This is a genomic window from Dactylosporangium darangshiense (assembly GCF_039537565.1).
GTDB lineage: Bacteria > Actinomycetota > Actinomycetes > Mycobacteriales > Micromonosporaceae > Dactylosporangium > Dactylosporangium darangshiense.
Genome location: NZ_BAABAT010000003.1, coordinates 408,442 through 428,430, shown reverse-complemented (window position 1 = coordinate 428,430; position 19,989 = coordinate 408,442). Strand labels below are relative to the sequence as shown.

Below are 19,989 nucleotides of genomic sequence, written 5' to 3'. Positions count from 1 at the left end.
CCCTAAGCCTGCGTGGTGTGCCTGCCCCTGTTCTATCCCCGCGGCCGCGCCGCATGCCCGGCGGTGCGCGCGAAAGCAATGTTGAACACGTTCGGGAACTTTTCCGCCCAACCACGAGTAGCATGGCTACACGTGGCGTGCCTACGGGTCAGATCTCCGATGCCGGCGCGGCGAACTGCGCCAGGGCCAGCAGCACCGCGATGACCACGAAGCCGATGTAGACGAGCCGCCGGCGGCGGATGTTCTCGTAGGCGTGCCACCACGCGATCGCCGCCTCCGACACCGGCCCGGCCACGAACACGCCCCGCCGGCGCCGCGGCACCACCATCGGCGCCAGCCGCACCGCCGTGCTCACGTACACGCGCCGCTGCGGCGCCTCCTGCGGCCGCTCCGGCGTGACGGTGATCTGCAGCGCGTCGTCGCCGGCGCCGTCCTCCTGGGGCCGCTCGTCGAGCCAGAAACGCTCCGAGCGGCGCCGGAACACGCGGGAGAGGAAGTCGTCGGCGGCGCGCGCCTGCCCGAGCCGGGTGCGCTGCAGCTCCAGCCACGGCCAGCGGGTCGCCACGTCGGTGAGCACGTCGACGTAGAGGTGGTCGGCGTCCTCCTCGCCGCCGACGACCCGCACCGAGTCGCGGCGCAGCGGCTCGAGGTGCTCGGTGACGAACGCGACGTAGCCGGCCGGCGGCTCCGACGTCATTCGCATCACACCAACACGCATGAGACCATCGTCGCGCCGGCCGTCGGCGAACGCCAGCACCGCCCCGGTGCAAGGACAGACCAAGAACCAGGAACACAGTCCGAGCTACCGCGATGCCCGCCGTGGGCGCGGTCCGTGACTCCCGGGCCTGCGGCGTCCGCCGTCAGTCACCGGCACCGGCGCGCTCCGGCAGCGCCCGGTGACCCGCCCGTCACTGTCCTGCCGGGCCCGTTCGCGGACCCCGGGAGGGTTGCGTGCGGATGGCATGATCGGCCCCGTGGGCTCCGCGTTACCCGTCGGCCGGGAGGTCCTCATCCCCGGCGAGCTGTCGGTCGCCATCGACGAGGGTGGCATCCGCACGGCCGGCGGCATGCTGCCCGCACTGCTGTACACCACCGACGGCCTCGAGCGGCACGGCCAGCGCGAGATGGTTTTCGCCGTCGCCCGCACCGGCGCACCCGCGCCCGGCTTCCCGCTGACGATGGCCCGCACCGTGCACCGCTTCGCCGCCGAGGGCCGCATCGTCGACGCCGGCGACGTGAGCGTGTTCGGCCGCCCCGGTGTCGACGTCGACGAGCGCGTCACCGGCTTCGTCTACGCCGACCCGCCGGCCGCCCTGCCCTCCACTGTGGACCTGCCGCGCCCGCCGCTGGTCGCCCTGCCGCTGCTGGGCGGCGAGACCGCCGTCGTGCAGCGCTTCGGCCACGCCCGCGTCCTGGCCCTGCTCGGCGCGCAGGAGCGCTACTACCCGCACCCGTGGTGGTTCCGGCCCGGCCGCGCACCCGTCCTCGACGACGCCGAGTTCCGCGCCGCGACGATGCTGTCCCGCGCACCGGCGTACAGCCTGCCGTTCCTGCGGGTCGTGCACGACGGCGACCGGCTCGAGCTGTCCGTGAGCCCCGAGGACCTGCCGTCACTGCAGGAGGCGATGCGCGAGGCGCCCGAGGTGTGCGCGTACCTGCCGGGCCTCGCCGGCACCCCGAAGACCTACGTGTGGGCGCCCGGCCAGTCCGGCCCCGCCGCGATCGTCGCGCCCGGCGGCGAGCGCGCCACCCGGCTCGCCTGCAACTTCCTGCTCATCGTGCGCGGCGCGGGCGCCGCGGCGGTGCCGGGAGAGGACCCGCAGGCGCCGACGGCCCGCCAGGTCGAGGACGGCTTCGCGGTCCTGCTGACCGGCGCCATGCACGCCCGCCTGCTGCAGGCGGTGGAGGCGGGCCGCCCCGTGGAGATCGGCCTGCCCGGCGGCGCCGTGCGCGCGGTCGCGTTCCGGGTCGCCGACCGCGCGCCCGCCGCCGCGCCGCAGCCCGGCCCCGACGCCGTCAACGCGCTCCCGCCCGACCTCGTCAACGGCGTGCCCGCGGCCACCACGATGGCCGGCGGCGACCTGCACGGCACGGCCCGCAGCGCCCGCCCGGCCGCCGCACAGGACCCGGCCCGCGGCCGGATCGTCCTGCTGACCAGCGAGGAGCAGCTGCGCCAGGCCACAACCCCCGGCGAGCTCAGCGACTTCCTCGACCGCGCCCGCCGCGTCGTCTACCAGCTCTTCGCCGGCGTGCGCCACCACACCGAGGAGCTCATGATCGAGTTCCGGCTGCCCCCGAACCGGCCCGTGGCCGTGCGCATCATGGCCCGCCCGATCGCGCCGCCGCGCGAGCTGCTGGTGGTGCTGGAGCGGCAGCTGCAGGCGCTGCCGCCCCCGACGATCCGCTACACCGAGGTCGCCTTCCAGCTCCACCTCCCGGTGGAACGGGCCGGCTAGCTGTGTCAATTGCTCGCTTCGCTCGCGGCGGGGGAGCTTCGCTCCACCCACACCCCCTCAAGATCTGAAGCGGCGCGCCCGGACGACGAGCGGGTTCTCTGTGCTCATCGGGCCGGCGGCGGTTCGTGGTGGTGCTTGCTAGGCGGCGTCCGACAGGCGCACGACCATTTTGCCGAGGTTTGCGCCGCGCAGTAGCCCCTGGAATGCCTCCACGGCCTTGTCGATGCCGTCGACGAACGTCTCCGCCACCGTGACCCGGCCCTCGCGCAGCCAGCCCGTCATCTCCTCCTGGAACGCCTCCCGCCGCGACCAGTGGTCGAGGACGAGGAAGCCCTGCATCGTCAGCCGCTTGCTGATCAGCAGCGTCAGGTTGCGGATGCCCGTCGCGTCCGGGGTGTTGTACTGCGAGATCATCCCGCACACCGCGATGCGCCCGTGCAGGTTCATGCGGAACAGCGCCGCCTCCAGCTGCTCGCCGCCGACGTTGTCGAAGTACACGTCGATGCCGTCCGGCGCGAGCCGCTTGAGCTGGCCGCGGATGTCGCCGTCGCGGTAGTTGAAGGCGGCGTCGAAGCCGAGCTCCTCGGTGAGGTAGCGCACCTTCTCCGGCGAGCCGGCCGAGCCGATGACGACCCGGGCGCCGCGCAGCCGGGCGATCTGCCCGGCGAGGCTGCCGACCGCACCGGCCGCGCCGGAGACGAACACCGTCTCGTCGGGCCGCATCCGGGCCACGTCGAGCAGCCCCGCGTAGGCGGTCAGGCCCGGCATGCCGAGCACGCCCAGGTAGGCCGACGCCGGCGCCGCCGCGGTGTCCACGACCCGCACCCGCGCCGCGTCGAGCACCACGTACTCCCGCCAGCCGAGCCCGTGCAGGACGCTGTCGCCGACCTTGACGTCCGGGCTGTCCGACGCCACGACGGTGCCCACGGCGCCGCCGTCGAGCGGCGCGCCGATCTGCCACGGCGGCATGTAGGACGGCACGTCGTTCATCCGGCCCCGCATCGCCGGGTCGACGGACATGACGTCGTTGCGGACCAGCACCTCGCCGGGCCCGGGCTGCGGTACCGCCTCCTCGCGCAGCTCGAAGTCGGACTCCGACGGGAAGCCCGACGGGCGGGCGGCGAGATACCAGACCCGGTTCGTCGTGGCGCTCACTTGCCGACCTCGATGTGCACGTCGATGTTGCCGCGGGTGGCGTTGGAGTACGGGCAGACCTGGTGCGCGGCGTCGGCGAGGCGCTGCGCGGTGTCGGGGTCGAGCTCGGGCAGGGTCACCGCCAGCCAGACCTCCAGGCCGTAGCCGCCGGAGCCGTTCGGGCCGATGCCGACCCGGGCGTGCACCTCGGACCCCTCGACGGAGGCGCCGGCGCGGCGGGCGACGACCCGCAGCGCGCTGTGGAAGCACGCCGCGAAGCCGGCCGCGAACAGCTGCTCCGGGTTGGTGGCGCCGCCCCCGCCGCCCATCTCCTTCGGCGTGCGCACGTCGAAGTCGAGGATCCCGTCGGAGCTGGCGACGTGACCGTTGCGCCCGTCGCCGCTGGCGGTGACCTCAGCCGTGTAGAGCACCTGCATCGATTTCTCCCTGTCGCTGGAGTGCGGCGGTGAGCCGCACGAGGGTGTCGCGGAGCTCGGCGAGCTCGGCGAGGTCGAGCCCGCCGTCGCAGACGAGGCGCGCCGGGATCGGCGCCGCCCGCTCCCGCAGCGCCGCGCCGCCCGGCGCGAGCCGGACGACAACGGAGCGCTCGTCGTCGCTGCGCCGCTCCCGCGCCACGAGGCCGGCCGCCTCGAGGCGCTTCAGCAGCGGCGACAGCGTGCTGGAGTCCAGCCGCAGCGCCGCGCCGAGGTCCTTCACGGTCCGCTCGTCGCGCTCCCACAGCGCGAGTAGCACGAGGTACTGCGGGTACGTGAGACCGAGCTCGTCGAGCAGCGGCCGATAGCGCGCCGTGACCGCCCGGGTGGCGGTGTAGAGCGCGAAGCAGACCTGCCGGTCGAGCGGAAGGACATCCACCCCCACACCGTAGCGCACGATTCAGTCGCGCGCGACCTAACGATCCCTCGCTTCGTGGGGCTGCCCACGCGCGCCACCACCCACTCACCGCCGTCACCACCTCACCCGCCCGGCCTCGCGTTGGTCTGCGGGGTCGCTCGGCCCCGGGGTGACCGCCGGGGCCGGCCGGCCCCGGTGCGGCGGGCGCTGCGCGCGGTGCCTGCATGCGCGGGGTGCGGCGGGCGGGCATACTGCTCGGATGCGCCGCGATGCCGCCGCCGGGTACGCGATCTGGTCGTCCGCGGCCGCACCCGTGCTGCTCATCGGCGGCTGGACCGTCGCCGCCGCGCTCCAGCCCGCGGCGTCGCTGCAGCGCGACGGCTACGACTCCCTGCGCGACACGATCAGCGCCCTCGCCGGGTACGGCGCCACCGACCGCTGGGTGATGACCCTCGCCCTGCTCGGCGTCGGCATCTGCCACCTCGTCACGGCGCGCGGCCTGCGCCCCATCGCCACACCGGCCCGGGTGATGCTCGCCGTCGGCGGCGCCGCCACCGTCGCGGTCGCCGCCCTGCCGCTGCCGGTCGCCGGCACCTCCGGCGCGCACCAGGCCGCCGCCACCCTCGCCTTCGCCTGCCTCGCGCTGTGGCCGGCCCTGTGGCGCCACGCCGGCGGCCGGCTGCCGCGCCCGCCGGCCACCGTCATGATCCCGGCCACGCTCGCCATGGTCGCGCTCGTGCTGCTGTTCACCGTCGCGCTCGGCACCGGCCGGCTGGTCGGCCTCGCCGAGCGCCTCGCGTCCGGCGCGGAGGCGGTATGGCCGCTCGCGACGGTCCTGCTGCTGCGCCGCCCTGCCATGCACGCCGCGCTCCTCGGCTGACCCGCCGTGCAACGGCCGCTGCTGCGCCCGCCCGGAAACGCACGCCGCGCTCATCGGTGACCCGCCGTTCAACGGCTGATGAGCTCGGCGGCCTTCTCCGCGATCATGTACACCGGCGCCATCGTGTGCCCCCGGTTGATCCGCGGCATGACGGAGGCGTCCACGACCCGCAGCCCCTTGAGGCCGCGCACCCGCAGCTGCGGGTCGACCACGGCGCCCTCGTCGTCGTCCGCCCCCATCCGGCAGGTGCCCACCGGGTGGTACAGCGTCTCGGAGTGCTGCCGGATCGACTCGGCCAGCCCCGCGTCGTCCGCCGGGCCCTCGTACGGCGCCATCGGCTCCCCGGCGTAGGGCCGCAGCGCCTCCGTGCGCGCCAGCCGCTCCGCCTGCCGCACGCCCCACATGAGCACCTCGAGGTCGCGCGGGTCGGACAGGTAGCCCGGCTCGATCACCGGCGGCTCCGCCGGGTTGGCGCTCGCCGCGCTCACCGTCCCGCGGCTGCCCGGCTGCAGCAGCACCACCCCGATCGTGAGCCCGTGCCCGGGCGGCGGCACCATGCCGTGCTCGATGAACGGCACCGGCGCGAAGATCACCTCGACGTCCGGCAGCCCCGACCCGGTGGAGGAGACGAACGCCACCGCCTCGGCCACGTTCGACGACAGCATGCCGGTGCGGGCGAGCAGGTACCGCGCGAGGCTGCCCGCCGACTCGGCGGCGACCAGCGTGATCGGCTGCGGGCACCCGAGCACCACCCCGGCGCTGAGGTGGTCCTGCAGGCCGGCGCCCACGCCCGGCAGCTCGTGCACCGGCTCGATCCCGGCGGCGCGCAGCCGGTCCGGGTCGCCGACGCCCGACAGCTGCAGGATGTGCGGCGAGTTCACCGCGCCCGCGCACAGCAGCACCTCCCGCTGTGCCGTCAGCTCCCGCACGGTGCCGTCGGCGGCGCGGTACGAGACCCCGGTGACCCTGCCGCCCGCGCCGCTCCTGCCGTCAGCGATGCGCAGGCGGTCCACGGTCGCGCCGGTCACCACCGTCAGGTTCGGGCGGCGCAGCGCCGGGCGCAGGTAGGCGTCGGCTGCGCTGCGCCGCGAACCGCGGTGCTGCGTCACCGGCGTCGGCGAGCACCCGGTGTTGTCCGCCCCGTTGAGGTCCGGCTGGTCCGGGATGCCGGCCTCCCGGCACGCCGCCAGGAACGCCGCCGTGATCGGGCTCGGGCTGCGCAGCTCCTCGATCCACAGCGGCCCGTCGGCCCCGTACGCGCTGCCCGGCCCGGCCCGCCGCTCGACGCGGTTGAAGTACGGCAGGACCTCGGCGAACGACCAGCCCGGCAGCCCCCAGCCGTCGTAGTCGGCGGCGCACCCGCGGATCCACATCTGCGCGTTGATCGACGTCGACCCGCCCAGCGTCCGCCCGCGCGGCCAGAACAGCTCCCGCCCGCCCAGCCCTGGTTGCGGCGCCGTGCGGTAGTTCCAGTCGTAGGCGGTGGCGAACAGCTTGCTGAACGCGGCCGGGATGCGGATCTCCCGCGCCTTGTCCGGCCCGCCGGCCTCCAGCAGCACCACCCGGTTGCCCGGGCTGGCCGACAGCCGGTTGGCCAGCACGCACCCGGCCGGCCCGGCCCCGACGACGACGTAGTCCGCACTCTCCGGCGCGGCGCTTCGATCAGCAGGCATGGCGGCGCCTCCTCGCGCCCGACCATACGCCGAAACCAGTGCCCGTCAATGCCCTAAGGACGCCGCAGTGGTACCCCCTGTGGCGCGCTGATGCCACCGAGCTTGTCCGGATTGACGACCATGTACACGCCGGCGATGCGCCCGCCGGACACGGCGACGGTGAGTGCGTACCGGGCGCGTTCGCCGTCGATCAGCAGCGCCGGCCCGCCGTTGAGGCGCGCGGGCACCGCGGAGAGCGGCCGCCCGAGGACGGCGGCGAAGAACCGGACCGCCTTCGCCCGCCCCGCGATCGGGTTGCGGGCCGCCCGCGCCCGCCCGCCGCCGTCGCTCCACACGACCACGTCGTCGGCCAGCAGCCGCTCGAGCCGCGCCACGTCCCCGAGCCGGGCCGCGGCCACGAACCCGTCGATGAGCCGGTTGAGCTCAGCCGGGTCGGTGCTGAACCGCGCCCGCCCCGCCAGCGCCGCCTCGGCCCGGTGGTGCAGCTGCCGGCAGTCCTCCGCGGAGCGCTCCAGGATGCCGGCGATCTCCGTGTACGGCAGCCCGAACGCCGTGTGCAGCACGTACACGGCCCGCTGCGGCGGCGTGAGCCGCTCCATCAGGTGCAGCACCGCCATCGACAGGTCCGAGGTGTCGACCGCCCCGAACGGCGACGGCTCGGTCGACACCGGCTCCGGCAGCCAGGTGCCGATGTACTCCTCCCGCCGCGCCTGCCGCGCCCGCAGCGCGTCGACGGCGAGCCGCGCCACCACCCGGGTCAGGTAGCGGCGCGGCTCGGCCACCGCGGACCGGTCCGCCCCCGTCCAGCGCAGATAGGCCTCCTGCAGCACGTCGTCCGCGTCGTGGACGCTGCCCAGCATCCGGTACGCCAGCCCGTACAACATCGGCCGGTGCTCCTGATAGGCCCGCTCGGCGGCGTCTCCCTGTCCCGACGGATTCGGCTGCCGCCCGGCGTCGTGCCGGGCGGCAGCGTCCGGGGTGGTGCGGTCCGCGGTGGCGGGGACGCTCATGCCGTCGGCGGCTGGTTCCGGGTCGCGACCGAGAGACGGTTCCACACGTTGATCGTCGCAATCGCCATGAGGAGGTTGGCGACCCCGCCCTCCCCGAACTGCTTGATCGCCTCGTCCCACACCTCGTCACTCACCCCGTGCTCACCCAGCCGCGTCACCTCGTCGGTGAGGTCGAGCGCCGCACGCTCGCGCGCGTCGAAGAACGGCGCCTCCCGCCACACCGACACCGCGAACAGCTTCCGGGTGTCCATCCCGTCCTGGAGCCCTTCGCCACTGTGCATGTCCACGCAGAACGCACACCCGTTGAGCATCGAGGCCCGCAGCTTGATGAGGTGCCGCAGTTCGGCATCCACGTTGGCGCGGATGTACTTCTCCATGCCCAGCACCGCCTGGTAGGCGTCCGGGCTGACCTGGTTGATCGTCATACGCTGCACCGGCTTGACAGCCGCCGAGTTCGTCATGCGATCACGACGGCCCACCCCCGCCGGAACGTGACAACCGGCGGTGTGGCAAGCACCACTACCCCCACCGGGGCGGGCCCGCGCATTACTGTTCGTGGGTGACCTCGAGCACCTGGCGCCACCTCCCGCCCGCCGCCCGCGCGATCGCCGTAGCGGCCACCGACGCCGTGGAGGCGGCCCGCGAGCGCGACCCGGACCCGTACGACGCCGCGGTGGACCGCCTGGCCGCTCTGGACCCGGAGCAGACCGGCCGCGTCCTCGGCGCCGTGGTGCGATCGCTGCTGGAGGAGCGCCACCCCGACGGCCTCGACGGCGACGACATCCGCGCCGCCCTGGAACACACCGTCCGCACCGCCGGCACCTGGTACGAGGTCGACCCCCAGGTCATGGTGGTCCTCCTGGTCGGCGCCCTCGGCATCCACGAGACCGACGAGAACGCCCCGCTCCCTCCGCGCGCACTGGCCGCGCACGCCCCGCTGCTCGTCGCCGACCTGCTGCAGACGCGCAGCTTCGCCCGCTACCTGGAGTCCGCCTTCACGGAGATCCAGCGCTCGGAGCTCCACGACGCCTGACACACCCGTTTCAGCGGAGGCGGCCTTTCGTGTCTGTGCGGCCCGGCGTCAGCGGAAGCCGCCGCGGAAACGGCGGAAGAAACCGCCCTCCTGGGGGAGGGCCGGGGCGGGAGGCGGGGGCGTGGCGCGCTGGCGGGCGACCGGCCGGTCGTAGTCCGTGCGGGCGATCGCGTCGACGATCTCGGCCTCGGTGAAGTGCTCCGAGCCCTCGATCATCGGCACGAACCCGACCAGGATGCCGTCGCGCATCACCTGCGCCTCGAGGCCGGCGGTGCCGTCCGTGTCCCATACCGCGACCCGGCCGTCGAACAGGGTCACCCGCACGCCGAACTGTGACAGTCCGGCCTTAGCCATCTCCAGGTGCGCGGGCACGCCGCGTTCGCGCAGCGTGTCGACGACCCGGCGGGCCTCGAACTCGTCCATCCCGGAACGTTAGCTCCCGAGGCTGTGAGCCGGCTGAACGCCGATCGCGCTGCGCAGAACAACGGCGGACGGGGCTACTTCGAAGGCTGCGGCAACTCGCAGTTGATCTTCGGGTTGACGCCCAGGTAGTTCAGCGGGCCCGCGATGATCGTGACGACGATCGTGCCGGCCTTGGCGCAGTTCGCGTCGTCGCTGTCGAAGTAGCCGCGCTGCCCCGCCGCGATGACGCCGATGATCAGCCAGATGGCGATGATGACCCCGCCGATCGAGGACCCTCTGCCCACGGTGTGCCTCCTTGGTTCGAATCGACGGATTGATACCCGCGCACACCACTGCGGCAAACGCGGGCGGCGTGACGCGCGTCGCTTCCGGTGTCGGCTTGGCAGCAATGGGGGAGTGCGCACGCGCCGGGGGCCCATACGGTTCATTCCCGTGCCGCGCGACCGGCGGCAGCGAAACGAGCCGAACCAGAAAACGGAGCAACACACCGATATGAGCGACGACTACACGCCCTTCAGCACCGACCTCGACGGCAACGGGACCGACGACCCGGCGGCCATCTACACCCTCGACGACGGCTCCAACGTCCTCGTCGGCGACCTCGACCACGACGGGCAGGTCGACATCGCCGCCCTCGACAGCGACGGCGACGGCGTCTACGAGCAGGCGTACGACCCGGAGACCGGCATCACCACCGACCTCACCGGCAGCGACCCCGACTACAGCGCCGAGTACGACGACCCCGGGTACGACGGCGAGGGCGGCAACCTCGACGGCGACGTGGCCGCCGCGGGGGACAGCGCGGGCGGCGGGGACTCCGGCGGGTACTGGGACGCCGGCGCCGTGTCCGACATGATGGAGATGCAGCACGAGACGTCGATGGCCGTGATCAACAACATCTGACCGGCCGCGCCGACCGCGATCGAGGCCGTCCGGCGCGCCGCGCAGGCGTCGCCGGGCGGCCGGTATACATGATCCCGATGGCACCCCTCAGCCCACTGCTCGTCGCCGACCTCGTCGGCATCGCCGTGTTCGCCGCGTCCGGGGCCACCGCCGCGGTGGCGAAGCGGCTCGACCTGTTCGGCGTGATCTTCGTCGGGTTCCTCGCGGCGCTCGGCGGCGGGATCATGCGCGACGTGTTCATCAACGTGCAGCCGTTCGCGTTCGTCGACTGGCGGTACGCCCTCGTCGCCGTCCTCACCGCCGCCGCCACGTTCCGGCTGCACCCCACCGTGAGCAGGCTGCGCTGGACGGTGCTCGTGCTCGACGCCGCCGGGCTCGGGCTGTTCGTGGTCACGGGCACGCTGAAGGCGCTCGACGCGGGCGTGCCGCCGCTCGGCGCCTGCATCATCGGCATGCTCACCGGGATCGGCGGGGGCCTGGTCCGCGACCTGCTCACCGGCGAGATCCCGACCGTGCTGCGCCGCGAGATCTACGCCGTCGCCGGGCTGCTCGGCTGCGTCTCCGTCGCCGCCCTGGACGCGGTGCACCTGCAGCGCCCGGTGAGCATCGCCCTGGCCGCCACGCTCACGTTCGTGCTGCGCATGGTCGCCATCCGGCGCAACTGGTCCGCCCCGACGGCGTCCTGAGCTCGCTCCGGGGGCCTTGCAAAACCAAGAGCAGGCTCATGCGGTACCGCCAAAAATTCCTGACACAAGATGGCAGGAATGGCCGGGAGGATGGGCGCATGACCGGATTCGCAAGCCTCATCATGGTGAACATCGACTGCGCCGAACCGCCCGCGCTGGCAAGCTTCTACGGCGAGGTCCTGGGCTGGGACGTCACGCACAGCCAGGCCGAGTACGCGATGATCAGCGACGGCACCACGTCCATCGGCTTCGGGCAGATCGACGCGTACGAGGCGCCGACGTGGCCGCAGGGCCCGACGCCGAAGCAGTTCCACCTCGACTTCTACGTCGACGACCTCGCCGACGCCGAGGCACGCGCGCTCAAGCTCGGCGCCACGAAGCCGGACTTCCAGCCCGGCGGCGACCGGTACACGGTGCTGCTCGACCCGGCCGGCCATCCGTTCTGCGCCTGCCTGCGGTCATGACAGCTACTTCGTGAGTGTGGACGACGAGACGGACGGCGGCTTCGCGCCCAGGAAGAAGATGCCGGGGAAGCCGTTCGTCTCGAAGCCCGCGCTCGGGTTCCGGCGCAGCGTGGAGCCCTCGATCGACATGGTGCCGGTGCGGTTGTTGCTGACGAAGAACACCGCGCCGCCGCCCTCGTTGGCCTTGTTCTGCTCGATCAGCGACCCGGCGATGCGCACCGTGAAGTCGTTGCCGTCGCAGTAGATCGCGCCGCCGCTGCCGCCGCCCGGGGTGCCCGACTTGGCCGGGTTGGCGCCGCGCCCGACCGCCGAGTTGTACGACAGCACGCTGTTGAGCACCACCCACGACACCCCGATGCTGCTCAGCGCGCCGCCGTTGGAGCAGACCCCGCCCTGCCCGGAGGCCCCGCCGAAGGTGCTGGCGACGATGTAGACGGGCTGGTTGTGGTACTGGCTGAGCACGCGGACGGCGGCGCCGCCGAGGTCCGGGCCGGTGTCGTCGCAGCGGTTGCGCACGAAGCGGGAGTTGACCGCCTTGAACCGGCCGCCCCGCACGAAGATCGCCCCGCCGCCACCGCCCTCGGCCTTGTCACCGGTGGAGTTGCCGTCCGCGAACGTGATGTTCTGCACCGTCAGCGCCGGCGTCTCCTGGTCCTGGCAGTGGCTCGTCGTCCACTCGAGCGACTGGTCGCACGTGTTCTGGTACAGGATCCGGCGCTTGCCCTCGCCGCTGAGCGTGACCTTGCCGCCACCGTCGATGACGACCCGCGGCGAGCGGTTGCGAACCTTCGCCGTCTCCTTCACCACGATCGTCACCGGGTCCGGCCCGCAGTTGAACGTGACGAGCCCGCCGGCCGCGACCGCCGCCACGAACTTCTCCGACGTGCAGCCGGCCGGCGTGCCGTCGCCGACGACCCAGGTCGGCTTGGACGTGTCGATCGCTCGCGCCTCGGCGGGCACGTCGGCGTGGCCGGACGGGTTGCCGTTGGTGTAGGACTGCGCCGCGCCGCCCGCCGGCGCCGAGCCGAGCCCGCTCGCGCCGTCCGAGGCGTCGGAGGCCACGGGGGCAACGCTGTTGGGGTCCGGAACGTGATAATTCGGATCCACCGGCACAGGTTCGGCCTCGCAGGCCGCCAGGGCGAGCACCGCCGTCAGCAACACGAACCCGAACCCTCGTCGCATCGGGCGATGGTAGCGCCGCCGCGGCCCGCGTGGATTCAGTCCGCTCGCAGTTCCCTTTCCCAGTCCACCGCCGCGGCCTCCAGCGACTCGGGGGTGAGGTCCAGCGTCACCGGATAGTCGAAGGTGAGCACGCGCTCCTCACCCAGCCACGACGGCGCCGTGTCCTGCGAGAACCCGACGATGAGCCGCGGCTGCCCGTACTCGTGCTCGTCGAGCGTGAACGACAGCGCCGGGAACGTGAGCCGCTCCAGCAGCTCCACCCGCCCCTTGGCGGCCCGCAACAGCCAGTCACCGAGCAGCCGCGCCTCGTCGCCGCTCAGGCACTCCGCCCGGAACATCCACGCCCGCCCGTCCAGCGCGTCCACGGTCCCCTCGACGACCAGCGGCCCGGTCTCGGATGAGGGGGCGGCTCGCAGCTCGACGAAGGCCCCGGTGCGCGAATGCAGTCTCACCGGCCCAGCATCGCAAACCGCCGGTAGCCGGGGCATTGGGCGTTAGGCCGGTTACGGTACCCCGATGAGACCGCATCTGGCCGAGCAGCTCGACATGCAGCCGCACCCCGAGGGCGGCTGGTACCGCGAGACCTGGCGCTCGACGGCCGTCTTCGTGCCGCCCGGCTACGACGGCCCGCGCAGCGCCGCCACCGCGATCTACTTCCTGCTGCACCCCGGCGAGGAGTCGGCGTGGCACGTGGTCCGCTCCGACGAGCTGTGGTTCTGGCACTCCGGCGGCCCCCTGGCCCTGCGCCTCGGCGGCTCCGCCGACCGCCCCGGCCCGGGCACCGAGGTCCTGCTCGGCGCCGACGTCGCCGCCGGCCAGCGCCCGCAGGTCCTCATCCCCGGCGGCGTCTGGCAGGCCGCCGCACCCGCCTCCGACGCCCCGGTCCTGGTCAGCTGCGTGGTGGCCCCGGGCTTCGACTTCGCCGACTTCCGCCTGGCGCCCCACCCCGCACCCTGACGCTATGCCGCGCGTTGACCGGATATGTCCGCCGCTCCGCGACGGACATATCCGACATTTCGGTTATGTGCGGTTTTTGATCGGGCCCATTGCCTGAGCCACTGCCGTTCCTCAGGTCGACGAACCGCCACCGGCCGCCGGCTCGGGGTCGGAGACGTCGGCGACCGTGGCCTGCAGCGCGGTCAGGGCGTCGTCGGCGGCGACCGCCAGCGCCACGCCGTGCCGGCCGCCGCCCAGGGAGATCTCCCGGCCGCGGACGCGCTCGTCGGCGATCACCGGCCATGGTGTCGTCGAGCCGAACGGGGTGATGGTGCCGCGCTCGTAACCGGTCGCGGCCTTCGCCGTCGCGGCGTCGGGCATCGACATGCGGGCCACGCCGAGCAGGGCGCGCAGCTTCGGCCAGGAGATGACGCGGTCGCCGGGGACGAGGACGAAACGGTAGTCGCCGTCGCTCAGGCGTACCACGATCGTCTTCACCACGTCACGGGGCTCGACGCCGCGGGCCGCGGCTGCCTCGGCGAGGCTGCGGACCGGGCCGTGCTCGACGACCCGGTACGCGATGCCGCTCGCCGCAACCCCGGCGACGGCCGGGTTGTCAGAAGACGCGGTCATCTCACTTCACCAGCGGGCGGACGCGCTCGGCGACGAATCGGACGAAGCCCTCCGGGTCGGGGTCGTCGGGGGTCGGCTGCAGGACCACGGTGTCCGCGCCGGCCTCGGCCCAGCGGGCCACGGCGTCGGCGAACGCGTGCTCGTCGCCGGTCACCGACACGTCCCGCGACGGGTCGGGGTAGCCCCACTTGCGACGCTCGGCCGCCATGCGCTCCTGCGCGCCCGGGCCCGTCGCCGCGTGCAGGTACACGACCACCGGGTGCGGGTCGGTGCGGCCCGCGGCCGAGCGGCCCTCGTCGATCAGGGCGCGGTTGCGGCGTACCGTCGCCGGATCGGTGCCACCGGTGAGCACCGTGCCGTCGGCGAGCTCGCCGGACAGCCGCAGCGTCCTGTCGCCGGTGGCGCCGAGCAGGATCGGGGCCGGGCCGGTGGGCGGCCAGTCCAGGGCGACGTCGTCGAGGCGCACGTAGCGGCCCTGCGCCGAGACCCGCTGGCCGCGCAGCAGCGCCCGCAGCGCCAGGGTGTACTCCCGCAGCAGCGTCAGCGGCGATTCGGCCCGCGCGCCGACCTGGCCCATCCAGTCCTGCACGCCGTGCCCGGCGGCGATGATCGCCCGGCCGGGGAAGAGCCGGAACACGGTGGAGATCTCCATAGCGCTGATGGCCACATTGCGCAGTGGCACCGGCAGCAGGCCGACGCCGACCCGCAGCCGAGAGGTCCAGGCGAGGGCCGCGGCGGCGGTGGTCAGGCCGCCCTCCAGGAAGCAGTCCTCCCACAGCCACAGCTCCTCGAGCCCGGCGTCGTCGGCGGTCCGCACGAGGTCACGCAGGCGCTCCGGCGGCAGCTGCGGCAGGAACACGGTACCCAGCGTCGTCATGAACAGCAGTCTTGCACTGTCGCGTACCCGATCGAGCCCCCGCGGGGGATGGCGAGGGAACGGCTTGGAACGCCACCAGGGCATGAGGCAACGACACGCAGTGGTCCTGGGCGGCAGCATGGCCGGGCTGCTCACCGCGCGGGTGCTCACCGAGCACTTCGGGCGCGTCACCATCGTCGAGCGCGACGAGCTCAGCGGCTCGTGGTCCGGCGACCCCGAGGCCGACCCGCGCGAGCGCGAGACCCGCCGCGGCGTGCCGCAGGGTCGCCATGCGCACGGCCTGCTCGCCGCCGGGCTCGACGTCGTCGAGGGGTTGTTCCCGGGCGCCACCGCCGAGCTCGTCGCGGCCGGGGTGCCCAGCGGCGACGTGCTGGGCAACGTGCGCTTCTGCGTCAGCGGGCACCGGCTGCGCCAGGCGCCGACGGGCCGCACGGCGCTGTCGTTCAGCCGGCCGTACCTCGAGAACTACCTGCGCAGCAAGGTCTTCGCGCTGCCGGGCGTCGAGGTGCGCGGCGGACACGACATCGTGGGCATCGACGCCGATGCGGGCCGGGTGACCGGGGCGCGGGTGCAGCGCCGCGACGGCGGGCCGGTCGAGGGCATCGCCGCCGACCTTGTCGTCGACGCGACCGGGCGCGGGTCACGGGCCCCGCGGTGGCTCGCCGACCTCGGCTACGAGCCGCCCCGCGAGGAGCAGCTGCACGTGGACCTCGCCTACGTGTCGCGGCACTACAAGGTCGACCCGGCGCTGCTCGACGGCGACATCGCGATCATCATCGGCCCGTCCGCGCAGGCGCCCCGCGGCGGCGCGGTCATGCTGCAGGAGGCCGGTCGGGCGGTCATCACCCTGTTCGGCATCCTCGGCGACCACGCGCCGCTGGAGGATGAGGGCTTCCGCGCCTACGCCCGGCGGCTGCCGCTGCCGTACGCCGCCGAGATCATCGAGGCGTCGGTGCCCCTCGACGACGCGGTGAAGTTCCGCTACCCGGGCAGCACCCGGCACCGCTACGACCGGCTGCGGCGCTTCCCGCGCGGCTTCGTCGTCGTCGGCGACGCGATGTGCTCGTTCAACCCGATGTACGGGCAGGGCATGTCGGTCGCCGGCGTGGAGGCGCTGCGCCTCGGCGACGCCCTGGCCCGCGACGGCGCCGACGGGTTCGACGCGTTGCGGTTCTTCCGCGCGGTACGCCCCGTCATCGACATCCCGTGGCAGATCGCGACCGGCGGCGACGCGGCCCTGCCCGGCGTCGACGGGCCGCGGGACGCCAGGACCCGCATGGTGAACCGGTACCTCGACCGCCTCTACGCCGCCGCCGCGCACGACGAGGCGGTGTCCCTCGCCTTCAGCCGCGTCACGAACCTGCTCGACCCGCCGACCGCGTTGCTGCGCCCCGCCATCGCGGCCAGGGTGTTCGGGCGGTCTGTTCATGAACTTCGGGCGACGCCTCGTCGATGACGCTGGGAAGCGGTAATATCACCCGTCGTCACATTGATTCGTGGCACGTTGATTCGTGGCAAGACTGACTGGTCGGGAGTCGGATGTGCGGACGCGTGCGGTGCCTGACCACATCTTCGAGAAGCTGATCGGCGCGCTGATCAGCGAGTCGGCCGCCGCCATGCTGGCGCAGCGGTCCCGCGGCGCGGCCCTGCACGCCGGTGAGGCGTTCGGGCGCGTCCTCGCCTGGCTGTGGGAGAACACGACCGGCCCCGACGACGTCCTCGTCTACGTCGCCGACCTGGTCGCGCAGGTGCGCTACCACGCGGCCGACGCCGACGCCTCCATCGCCCTCGACGACGTCCTCGCCGGCGTGCGCCGGGCCGCCGCGCCCATGGCTCCCGCCGAGGGCGCGGCGATGCTGGCGTGCCTGCGAGCGGGGCTGCCCGCCTACCTCTGACGCTCGTGCCACTCCCGCAGCAGCTCGGCCTCGCGCTCGGGCGTGAGCCGCTGGGGGGCGGTGCGCGGGTTGGTGCGGGCGTCGGCGAGGCAGTCGCGGATGCTCTCGCGCAGCGGCCGCGGCGACAGGCCCGCCGCGAACGCCGCCGACGGGTCGGCGCGGTTCACCGCCGCGTCCCGGTCGGGCGCCGGCCACAGCGGCAGCTCGTCGCCGCCGATCCCGCGCTCGAGCAGGAACCCGGGGTCGACCCAGGTCAGCGTCGTGCCCGGCGGCCCGGCCTCGGCCACCATCGCCTCCAGCAGGTCCCCGAACGAGAACGGCCGCTCGGGCGCGTAGGCGGGCGCCGCGGCGTGGAAGACCCCGGCCGTGCCGGACTCGGCCATCGCCACGATCCAGGCGGCCATGTCGCGGGCGTCGACATACTGGATCGAACTGCCCCGCTCGCCCGGCGCCAGGACCTCGCCGCCGCGGGCGATGCGCTCCACCCACCACGTGAAGCGGATCAGGTGGTCGTGGGGGCCGATGACGTACGTCGGGCGCACGATCAGCGTCGCGTCGCCGAACCGCTCGACGGCGGCCCGTTCGCACGCCACCTTGAGCGGGCCGTAGCTGGTCTCGGTGACGTCCTCGTCGCCGGGCGCGGCCTCGTACAGCGGCCCGTCCTCGGTGTAGCCCGCCGGCGGCTGGTCGTAGACGGAGACGCTGGAGACCAAGACGTACTGCCCGGAGTCCGGCAGCGCGTCGGCGAGCCGCCGGATCTGCCCCGGCACGTACGCGCTCACGTCGATCGTCGCGTCGAACGCCAGGCCTTCGAGCTGAGCCAGGTCCCCGTTGCGGTCGGCGAGCACGTGCCGGGCCTGGGGGAACAGGTCCGCGCCCGTCCTGCCCCGGTGCAGCAGCGTGACGTCGTGCCCGCGGCCCAGCGCCGCCTCGGTGATGTGCCGGCCGACGAACTGCGTGCCGCCGATGATCAAGACCCTCACGCCCGCACCCCCGTGAACGTGCCCGCCTCGAACTCCACGAACCTCTGAGCGTCCATGGCCCGACGCTACTGCGCGCGAAGAGGGGCGCGGGGTCCAGTCCCGCGCCCCTCTCGGCGAAATCGCTCAGCTCAGCGCGAACTTCTGGGCCGCGGAGCCGTTGCAGTCCCAGATCTGCAGCCGGGTGCCGTTGCCCGTGGCGCCGCTCGGGGAGTCCAGGCAGCGGCCCGACTGCGGGTTGCGCAGGGAGCCGTCGGCCTGCTGCTGCCAGACCTGGCCGCCGACGCCGTTGCAGTCCCACAGCTCCACCTGGGTGCCGTTGGCGGTGCCGTTGCCGATGATGTCCAGGCAGCGGCCCAGGGTGCGCAGGGCGCTGTTGGACTGGTGGAACCAGTGCTGGTCCACGGCGTAGGACTGGCAGTCCCACAGCTGCACGGCCGCGCCGTTGCCGCCGGAGTCGTCCGCGGCCACGTCCACGCACTTGCCGCCGGGGCCGACGCCGGAGCCGCCGCCGTTGACCGCGAACTTCTGCGCGGCCGAGCCGTTGCAGTCCCAGATCTGCAGCCGGGTGCCGTTGCCCGTGGCGCCGCTCGGGGAGTCCAGGCAGCGGCCCGACTGCGGGTTGCGCAGCGAGCCGTCCGCCTGCTGGACCCACTTCTGGCCGCCGACGCCGTTGCAGTCCCACAGCTCGACCTGGGTGCCGTTGGCGGTGCCGTTGCCGTTGATGTCCAGGCAGCGGTTCAGGGTGCGCAGCGAGGTGTCGGCGAAGTGCGCCCAGTGCTGGTCCTCGGCCCAGGTCTGGCAGTCCCAGAGGACCACCGTGCCGCCGTTGCCGGCCGTGTCGTCCGCGGAGACGTCCACGCACTTGCCGCCGGGGCCGGTGACCGTGCCCTGCGGGCCGTTCGGGACGTTCGTCTGGCCGCCGTAGCCGACGCTCACCACGTTGGCCTGCACGGCGTTCTCGGCGGCGTCGCTCGGGTAGCCGTACACCATCGCGCCCTCGAACCAGGTGCCCCGGTTGCGGTTGCTGTTGTCGCCGCCGATGCCCAGGATGATGCCGCCCTCCTGGTGCATCGGGCGGTAGCCGGGCTTGTCGGTCGGCAGCGCGTCGTTCCACCACGTCGTCAGGCCGCCGGACTGCGAGTTGCCGCCCTTGAGCGCGTACGTCGTCTGGCCGTTGTTCTTCAGCACGGCGGTCACGAACGCCGAGTTGTTGCCCGGGTTCGGGTTCGAGCCGTTGCCGCCCTGGAACATGCCGTTCTCCATGTCCGCCTCGATCCACGGGCCGGAGCCCTGGCACGGCGGGAAGAAGCAGGTCGTGGCGATGCTGATGGCGTCCATGTGCCCGTTGCCGATGTCGAACGGCGTCGCCTCGGCGTTGCCGTAGTCGAAGCAGCAGTCGGAGCCGACGTGCGTGCCGCTGGCGACCATGTAGACGCCCTCGGGCTGGCCGTTGACCGCCACGCCCGGCGCCCGGCCGTTGAAGCGGTAGCCGACGCCCGGCGACACCCACAGGCCGTACACCTTGTGCCCGCCCGCGGTGACCGCGATCTCGCTCGCGTCCGCGCCGCGGTCGCCGGACCCGGCGCCGCCGTCGGGCGCGATCGTCAGGTCGCTGTGGTTGCTGGTCTGGTCGTAGATGCGCGTGATCCGGCAGGTGGAGCCGTTGCAGAAGGCGTCCTGGTCGCCGGCGTTGGCGTACCCGCCGGCGGCGAGCAGGCCGACGTTGTGCAGGGCGCCGTCGGAGGCGCGCTGCACCTGGTAGAGCGGCCCGTTGTACGACGCGAACAGCGCCCGCGTGGTGCTGTGCGCGGCCACGCACGCGGTGCCGTTGGAGGCGTAGATGTCGCAGGGCAGGGGACCTGCGGCCTGCGCCGGGCTGGTGAGCCCGACGAGGGCGGCGGCGGTGAGGGCCAGGCCCGCGGCGGCGGAGAACAGCATCCGGCGCCGGCGTCCCGGTCGTGATCGACTG

The 19,989-nt window shown here is 73.6% G+C and carries 24 protein-coding genes; 9 read left to right on the top strand and 15 right to left on the bottom strand.

The annotated features are described in order from the left end of the window. Positions 1-148: 148 nt before the first annotated feature. Positions 149-718, bottom strand: a complete 570-nt coding sequence (locus tag ABD901_RS08715; protein WP_345123120.1) for a hypothetical protein — start codon at positions 716-718, stop codon at positions 149-151. A gap of 256 nt (positions 719-974) precedes the next feature. Here ABD901_RS08715 and ABD901_RS08710 point away from each other — a divergent pair, with 256 nt between their 5' ends. After that, on the top strand, positions 975-2,456 hold the full coding sequence (locus ABD901_RS08710; protein ID WP_345123118.1) for a hypothetical protein: 1,482 nt from the start codon (positions 975-977) through the stop codon (positions 2,454-2,456). 138 nt (positions 2,457-2,594) lie between these two features. Here the strand turns inward: ABD901_RS08710 and ABD901_RS08705 are convergent, their stop codons facing one another. The 3 genes from ABD901_RS08705 to ABD901_RS08695 are packed head-to-tail and all read right to left on the bottom strand — an operon-like array spanning position 2,595 to position 4,463. Further along, positions 2,595-3,611: an NADP-dependent oxidoreductase gene (locus tag ABD901_RS08705; RefSeq protein WP_345123116.1), complete on the bottom strand. Its 1,017-nt coding sequence runs from the start codon at positions 3,609-3,611 to the stop codon at positions 2,595-2,597. Beyond that, entirely contained in the window at positions 3,608-4,027 is a 420-nt protein-coding gene (locus tag ABD901_RS08700) for an organic hydroperoxide resistance protein (protein ID WP_345123114.1), read from the bottom strand. Before ABD901_RS08700 ends, ABD901_RS08705 begins: the two co-directional genes overlap by 4 nt. Further along, a complete protein-coding gene (locus tag ABD901_RS08695) occupies positions 4,005-4,463 on the bottom strand; it encodes a MarR family winged helix-turn-helix transcriptional regulator (protein WP_345123112.1) in 459 nt (152 codons plus the stop codon). Before ABD901_RS08695 ends, ABD901_RS08700 begins: the two co-directional genes overlap by 23 nt. Before the next feature lie 238 nt (positions 4,464-4,701). Between ABD901_RS08695 and ABD901_RS08690 the strand changes: the two genes are divergently transcribed. Then, entirely contained in the window at positions 4,702-5,322 is a 621-nt protein-coding gene (locus tag ABD901_RS08690) for a DUF998 domain-containing protein (protein WP_345123110.1), read from the top strand. Positions 5,323-5,390: 68 nt separating this feature from the next. On the opposite strand, the gene ABD901_RS08685 is transcribed toward ABD901_RS08690, so the two are convergent. The 3 genes from ABD901_RS08685 to ABD901_RS08675 are packed head-to-tail and all read right to left on the bottom strand — an operon-like array spanning position 5,391 to position 8,430. Next, positions 5,391-6,995, bottom strand: a complete 1,605-nt coding sequence (locus tag ABD901_RS08685) for a GMC family oxidoreductase (RefSeq protein WP_345123108.1) — start codon at positions 6,993-6,995, stop codon at positions 5,391-5,393. 53 nt (positions 6,996-7,048) lie between these two features. After that, a complete protein-coding gene (gene sigJ / locus ABD901_RS08680) occupies positions 7,049-8,050 on the bottom strand; it encodes an RNA polymerase sigma factor SigJ (protein ID WP_345123106.1) in 1,002 nt (333 codons plus the stop codon). Then, the gene (locus ABD901_RS08675; RefSeq protein WP_345123104.1) at positions 8,002-8,430 is read right to left on the bottom strand and encodes a carboxymuconolactone decarboxylase family protein; all 429 of its coding nucleotides are present in this window, start codon (positions 8,428-8,430) and stop codon (positions 8,002-8,004) included. Before ABD901_RS08675 ends, sigJ begins: the two co-directional genes overlap by 49 nt. A 134-nt stretch (positions 8,431-8,564) precedes the next feature. Between ABD901_RS08675 and ABD901_RS08670 the strand changes: the two genes are divergently transcribed. Then, positions 8,565-9,038: a hypothetical protein gene (locus ABD901_RS08670; RefSeq protein WP_345123102.1), complete on the top strand. Its 474-nt coding sequence runs from the start codon at positions 8,565-8,567 to the stop codon at positions 9,036-9,038. A gap of 48 nt (positions 9,039-9,086) precedes the next feature. Here ABD901_RS08670 and ABD901_RS08665 read toward each other — a convergent pair whose 3' ends face one another. Beyond that, positions 9,087-9,461, bottom strand: coding sequence for a hypothetical protein (locus ABD901_RS08665; RefSeq protein ID WP_345123100.1), 375 nt, complete (start codon positions 9,459-9,461; stop codon positions 9,087-9,089). Between the two features lie 74 nt (positions 9,462-9,535). Next, a complete protein-coding gene (locus tag ABD901_RS08660; protein WP_345123098.1) occupies positions 9,536-9,745 on the bottom strand; it encodes a hypothetical protein in 210 nt (69 codons plus the stop codon). A gap of 208 nt (positions 9,746-9,953) precedes the next feature. Between ABD901_RS08660 and ABD901_RS08655 the strand changes: the two genes are divergently transcribed. From ABD901_RS08655 to ABD901_RS08645, 3 genes are all read left to right on the top strand, one after another. Then, positions 9,954-10,364, top strand: a complete 411-nt coding sequence (locus ABD901_RS08655) for a hypothetical protein (RefSeq protein ID WP_345123096.1) — start codon at positions 9,954-9,956, stop codon at positions 10,362-10,364. Between the two features lie 77 nt (positions 10,365-10,441). Further along, the gene (locus ABD901_RS08650; RefSeq protein WP_345123094.1) at positions 10,442-11,050 is read left to right on the top strand and encodes a trimeric intracellular cation channel family protein; all 609 of its coding nucleotides are present in this window, start codon (positions 10,442-10,444) and stop codon (positions 11,048-11,050) included. Positions 11,051-11,148: 98 nt separating this feature from the next. Further along, on the top strand, positions 11,149-11,514 hold the full coding sequence (locus ABD901_RS08645; RefSeq protein WP_345123092.1) for a VOC family protein: 366 nt from the start codon (positions 11,149-11,151) through the stop codon (positions 11,512-11,514). 3 nt (positions 11,515-11,517) lie between these two features. Here the strand turns inward: ABD901_RS08645 and ABD901_RS08640 are convergent, their stop codons facing one another. Next, positions 11,518-12,696 (bottom strand): hypothetical protein, encoded by a 1,179-nt coding sequence (locus tag ABD901_RS08640; RefSeq protein WP_345123090.1) that lies wholly within the window; start codon positions 12,694-12,696, stop codon positions 11,518-11,520. A gap of 35 nt (positions 12,697-12,731) precedes the next feature. Then, positions 12,732-13,148 (bottom strand): WapI family immunity protein, encoded by a 417-nt coding sequence (locus ABD901_RS08635; RefSeq protein ID WP_345123088.1) that lies wholly within the window; start codon positions 13,146-13,148, stop codon positions 12,732-12,734. Positions 13,149-13,212: 64 nt separating this feature from the next. On the opposite strand from ABD901_RS08635, the gene ABD901_RS08630 reads away from it, so the two are divergent. Beyond that, positions 13,213-13,653 carry a cupin domain-containing protein gene (locus ABD901_RS08630; RefSeq protein ID WP_345123086.1) on the top strand — a complete coding sequence of 147 codons (441 nt, stop codon included), beginning with the start codon at positions 13,213-13,215 and terminating at the stop codon, positions 13,651-13,653. Positions 13,654-13,764: 111 nt separating this feature from the next. Here the strand turns inward: ABD901_RS08630 and ABD901_RS08625 are convergent, their stop codons facing one another. Both ABD901_RS08625 and ABD901_RS08620 read right to left on the bottom strand, forming a co-directional pair. After that, positions 13,765-14,265, bottom strand: a complete 501-nt coding sequence (locus ABD901_RS08625) for an aminoacyl-tRNA deacylase (protein WP_345123084.1) — start codon at positions 14,263-14,265, stop codon at positions 13,765-13,767. A gap of 1 nt (position 14,266) precedes the next feature. Then, a complete protein-coding gene (locus ABD901_RS08620; protein WP_345123081.1) occupies positions 14,267-15,142 on the bottom strand; it encodes an LLM class flavin-dependent oxidoreductase in 876 nt (291 codons plus the stop codon). A gap of 82 nt (positions 15,143-15,224) precedes the next feature. On the opposite strand from ABD901_RS08620, the gene ABD901_RS08615 reads away from it, so the two are divergent. Continuing rightward, positions 15,225-16,598, top strand: coding sequence for an FAD-dependent oxidoreductase (locus ABD901_RS08615; RefSeq protein ID WP_345123079.1), 1,374 nt, complete (start codon positions 15,225-15,227; stop codon positions 16,596-16,598). A gap of 100 nt (positions 16,599-16,698) precedes the next feature. After that, on the top strand, positions 16,699-17,037 hold the full coding sequence (locus ABD901_RS08610) for a hypothetical protein (protein WP_345123077.1): 339 nt from the start codon (positions 16,699-16,701) through the stop codon (positions 17,035-17,037). Here the strand turns inward: ABD901_RS08610 and ABD901_RS08605 are convergent. Together ABD901_RS08605 and ABD901_RS08600 are read right to left on the bottom strand one after the other, a co-directional pair. Next, complete coding sequence (locus ABD901_RS08605; RefSeq protein WP_345123075.1) at positions 17,028-18,020, bottom strand: NAD-dependent epimerase/dehydratase family protein; 993 nt, start codon at positions 18,018-18,020, stop codon at positions 17,028-17,030. The genes ABD901_RS08610 and ABD901_RS08605 overlap by 10 nt on opposite strands. A 123-nt stretch (positions 18,021-18,143) precedes the next feature. Next, complete coding sequence (locus ABD901_RS08600) at positions 18,144-19,958, bottom strand: arabinofuranosidase catalytic domain-containing protein (RefSeq protein WP_345123073.1); 1,815 nt, start codon at positions 19,956-19,958, stop codon at positions 18,144-18,146. Positions 19,959-19,989 lie beyond the last annotated feature (31 nt).

Coding starts and splice junctions, on each gene's coding strand:
- ABD901_RS08700 (WP_345123114.1), bottom strand. CDS start 4,027: ATGCAGGTGCTCTACACGGCTGAGGTCACCGCCAGCGGCGACGGGCGC.
- ABD901_RS08620 (WP_345123081.1), bottom strand. CDS start 15,142: ATGACGACGCTGGGTACCGTGTTCCTGCCGCAGCTGCCGCCGGAGCGC.
- ABD901_RS08600 (WP_345123073.1), bottom strand. CDS start 19,958: ATGCTGTTCTCCGCCGCCGCGGGCCTGGCCCTCACCGCCGCCGCCCTC.
- ABD901_RS08625 (WP_345123084.1), bottom strand. CDS start 14,265: ATGACCGCGTCTTCTGACAACCCGGCCGTCGCCGGGGTTGCGGCGAGC.
- ABD901_RS08615 (WP_345123079.1), top strand. CDS start 15,225: ATGAGGCAACGACACGCAGTGGTCCTGGGCGGCAGCATGGCCGGGCTG.
- ABD901_RS08630 (WP_345123086.1), top strand. CDS start 13,213: ATGAGACCGCATCTGGCCGAGCAGCTCGACATGCAGCCGCACCCCGAG.
- ABD901_RS08685 (WP_345123108.1), bottom strand. CDS start 6,995: ATGCCTGCTGATCGAAGCGCCGCGCCGGAGAGTGCGGACTACGTCGTC.
- ABD901_RS08675 (WP_345123104.1), bottom strand. CDS start 8,430: ATGACGATCAACCAGGTCAGCCCGGACGCCTACCAGGCGGTGCTGGGC.
- ABD901_RS08650 (WP_345123094.1), top strand. CDS start 10,442: ATGGCACCCCTCAGCCCACTGCTCGTCGCCGACCTCGTCGGCATCGCC.
- ABD901_RS08665 (WP_345123100.1), bottom strand. CDS start 9,461: ATGGACGAGTTCGAGGCCCGCCGGGTCGTCGACACGCTGCGCGAACGC.
- ABD901_RS08715 (WP_345123120.1), bottom strand. CDS start 718: ATGCGTGTTGGTGTGATGCGAATGACGTCGGAGCCGCCGGCCGGCTAC.
- ABD901_RS08655 (WP_345123096.1), top strand. CDS start 9,954: ATGAGCGACGACTACACGCCCTTCAGCACCGACCTCGACGGCAACGGG.
- ABD901_RS08640 (WP_345123090.1), bottom strand. CDS start 12,696: ATGCGACGAGGGTTCGGGTTCGTGTTGCTGACGGCGGTGCTCGCCCTG.
- ABD901_RS08690 (WP_345123110.1), top strand. CDS start 4,702: ATGCGCCGCGATGCCGCCGCCGGGTACGCGATCTGGTCGTCCGCGGCC.
- ABD901_RS08645 (WP_345123092.1), top strand. CDS start 11,149: ATGACCGGATTCGCAAGCCTCATCATGGTGAACATCGACTGCGCCGAA.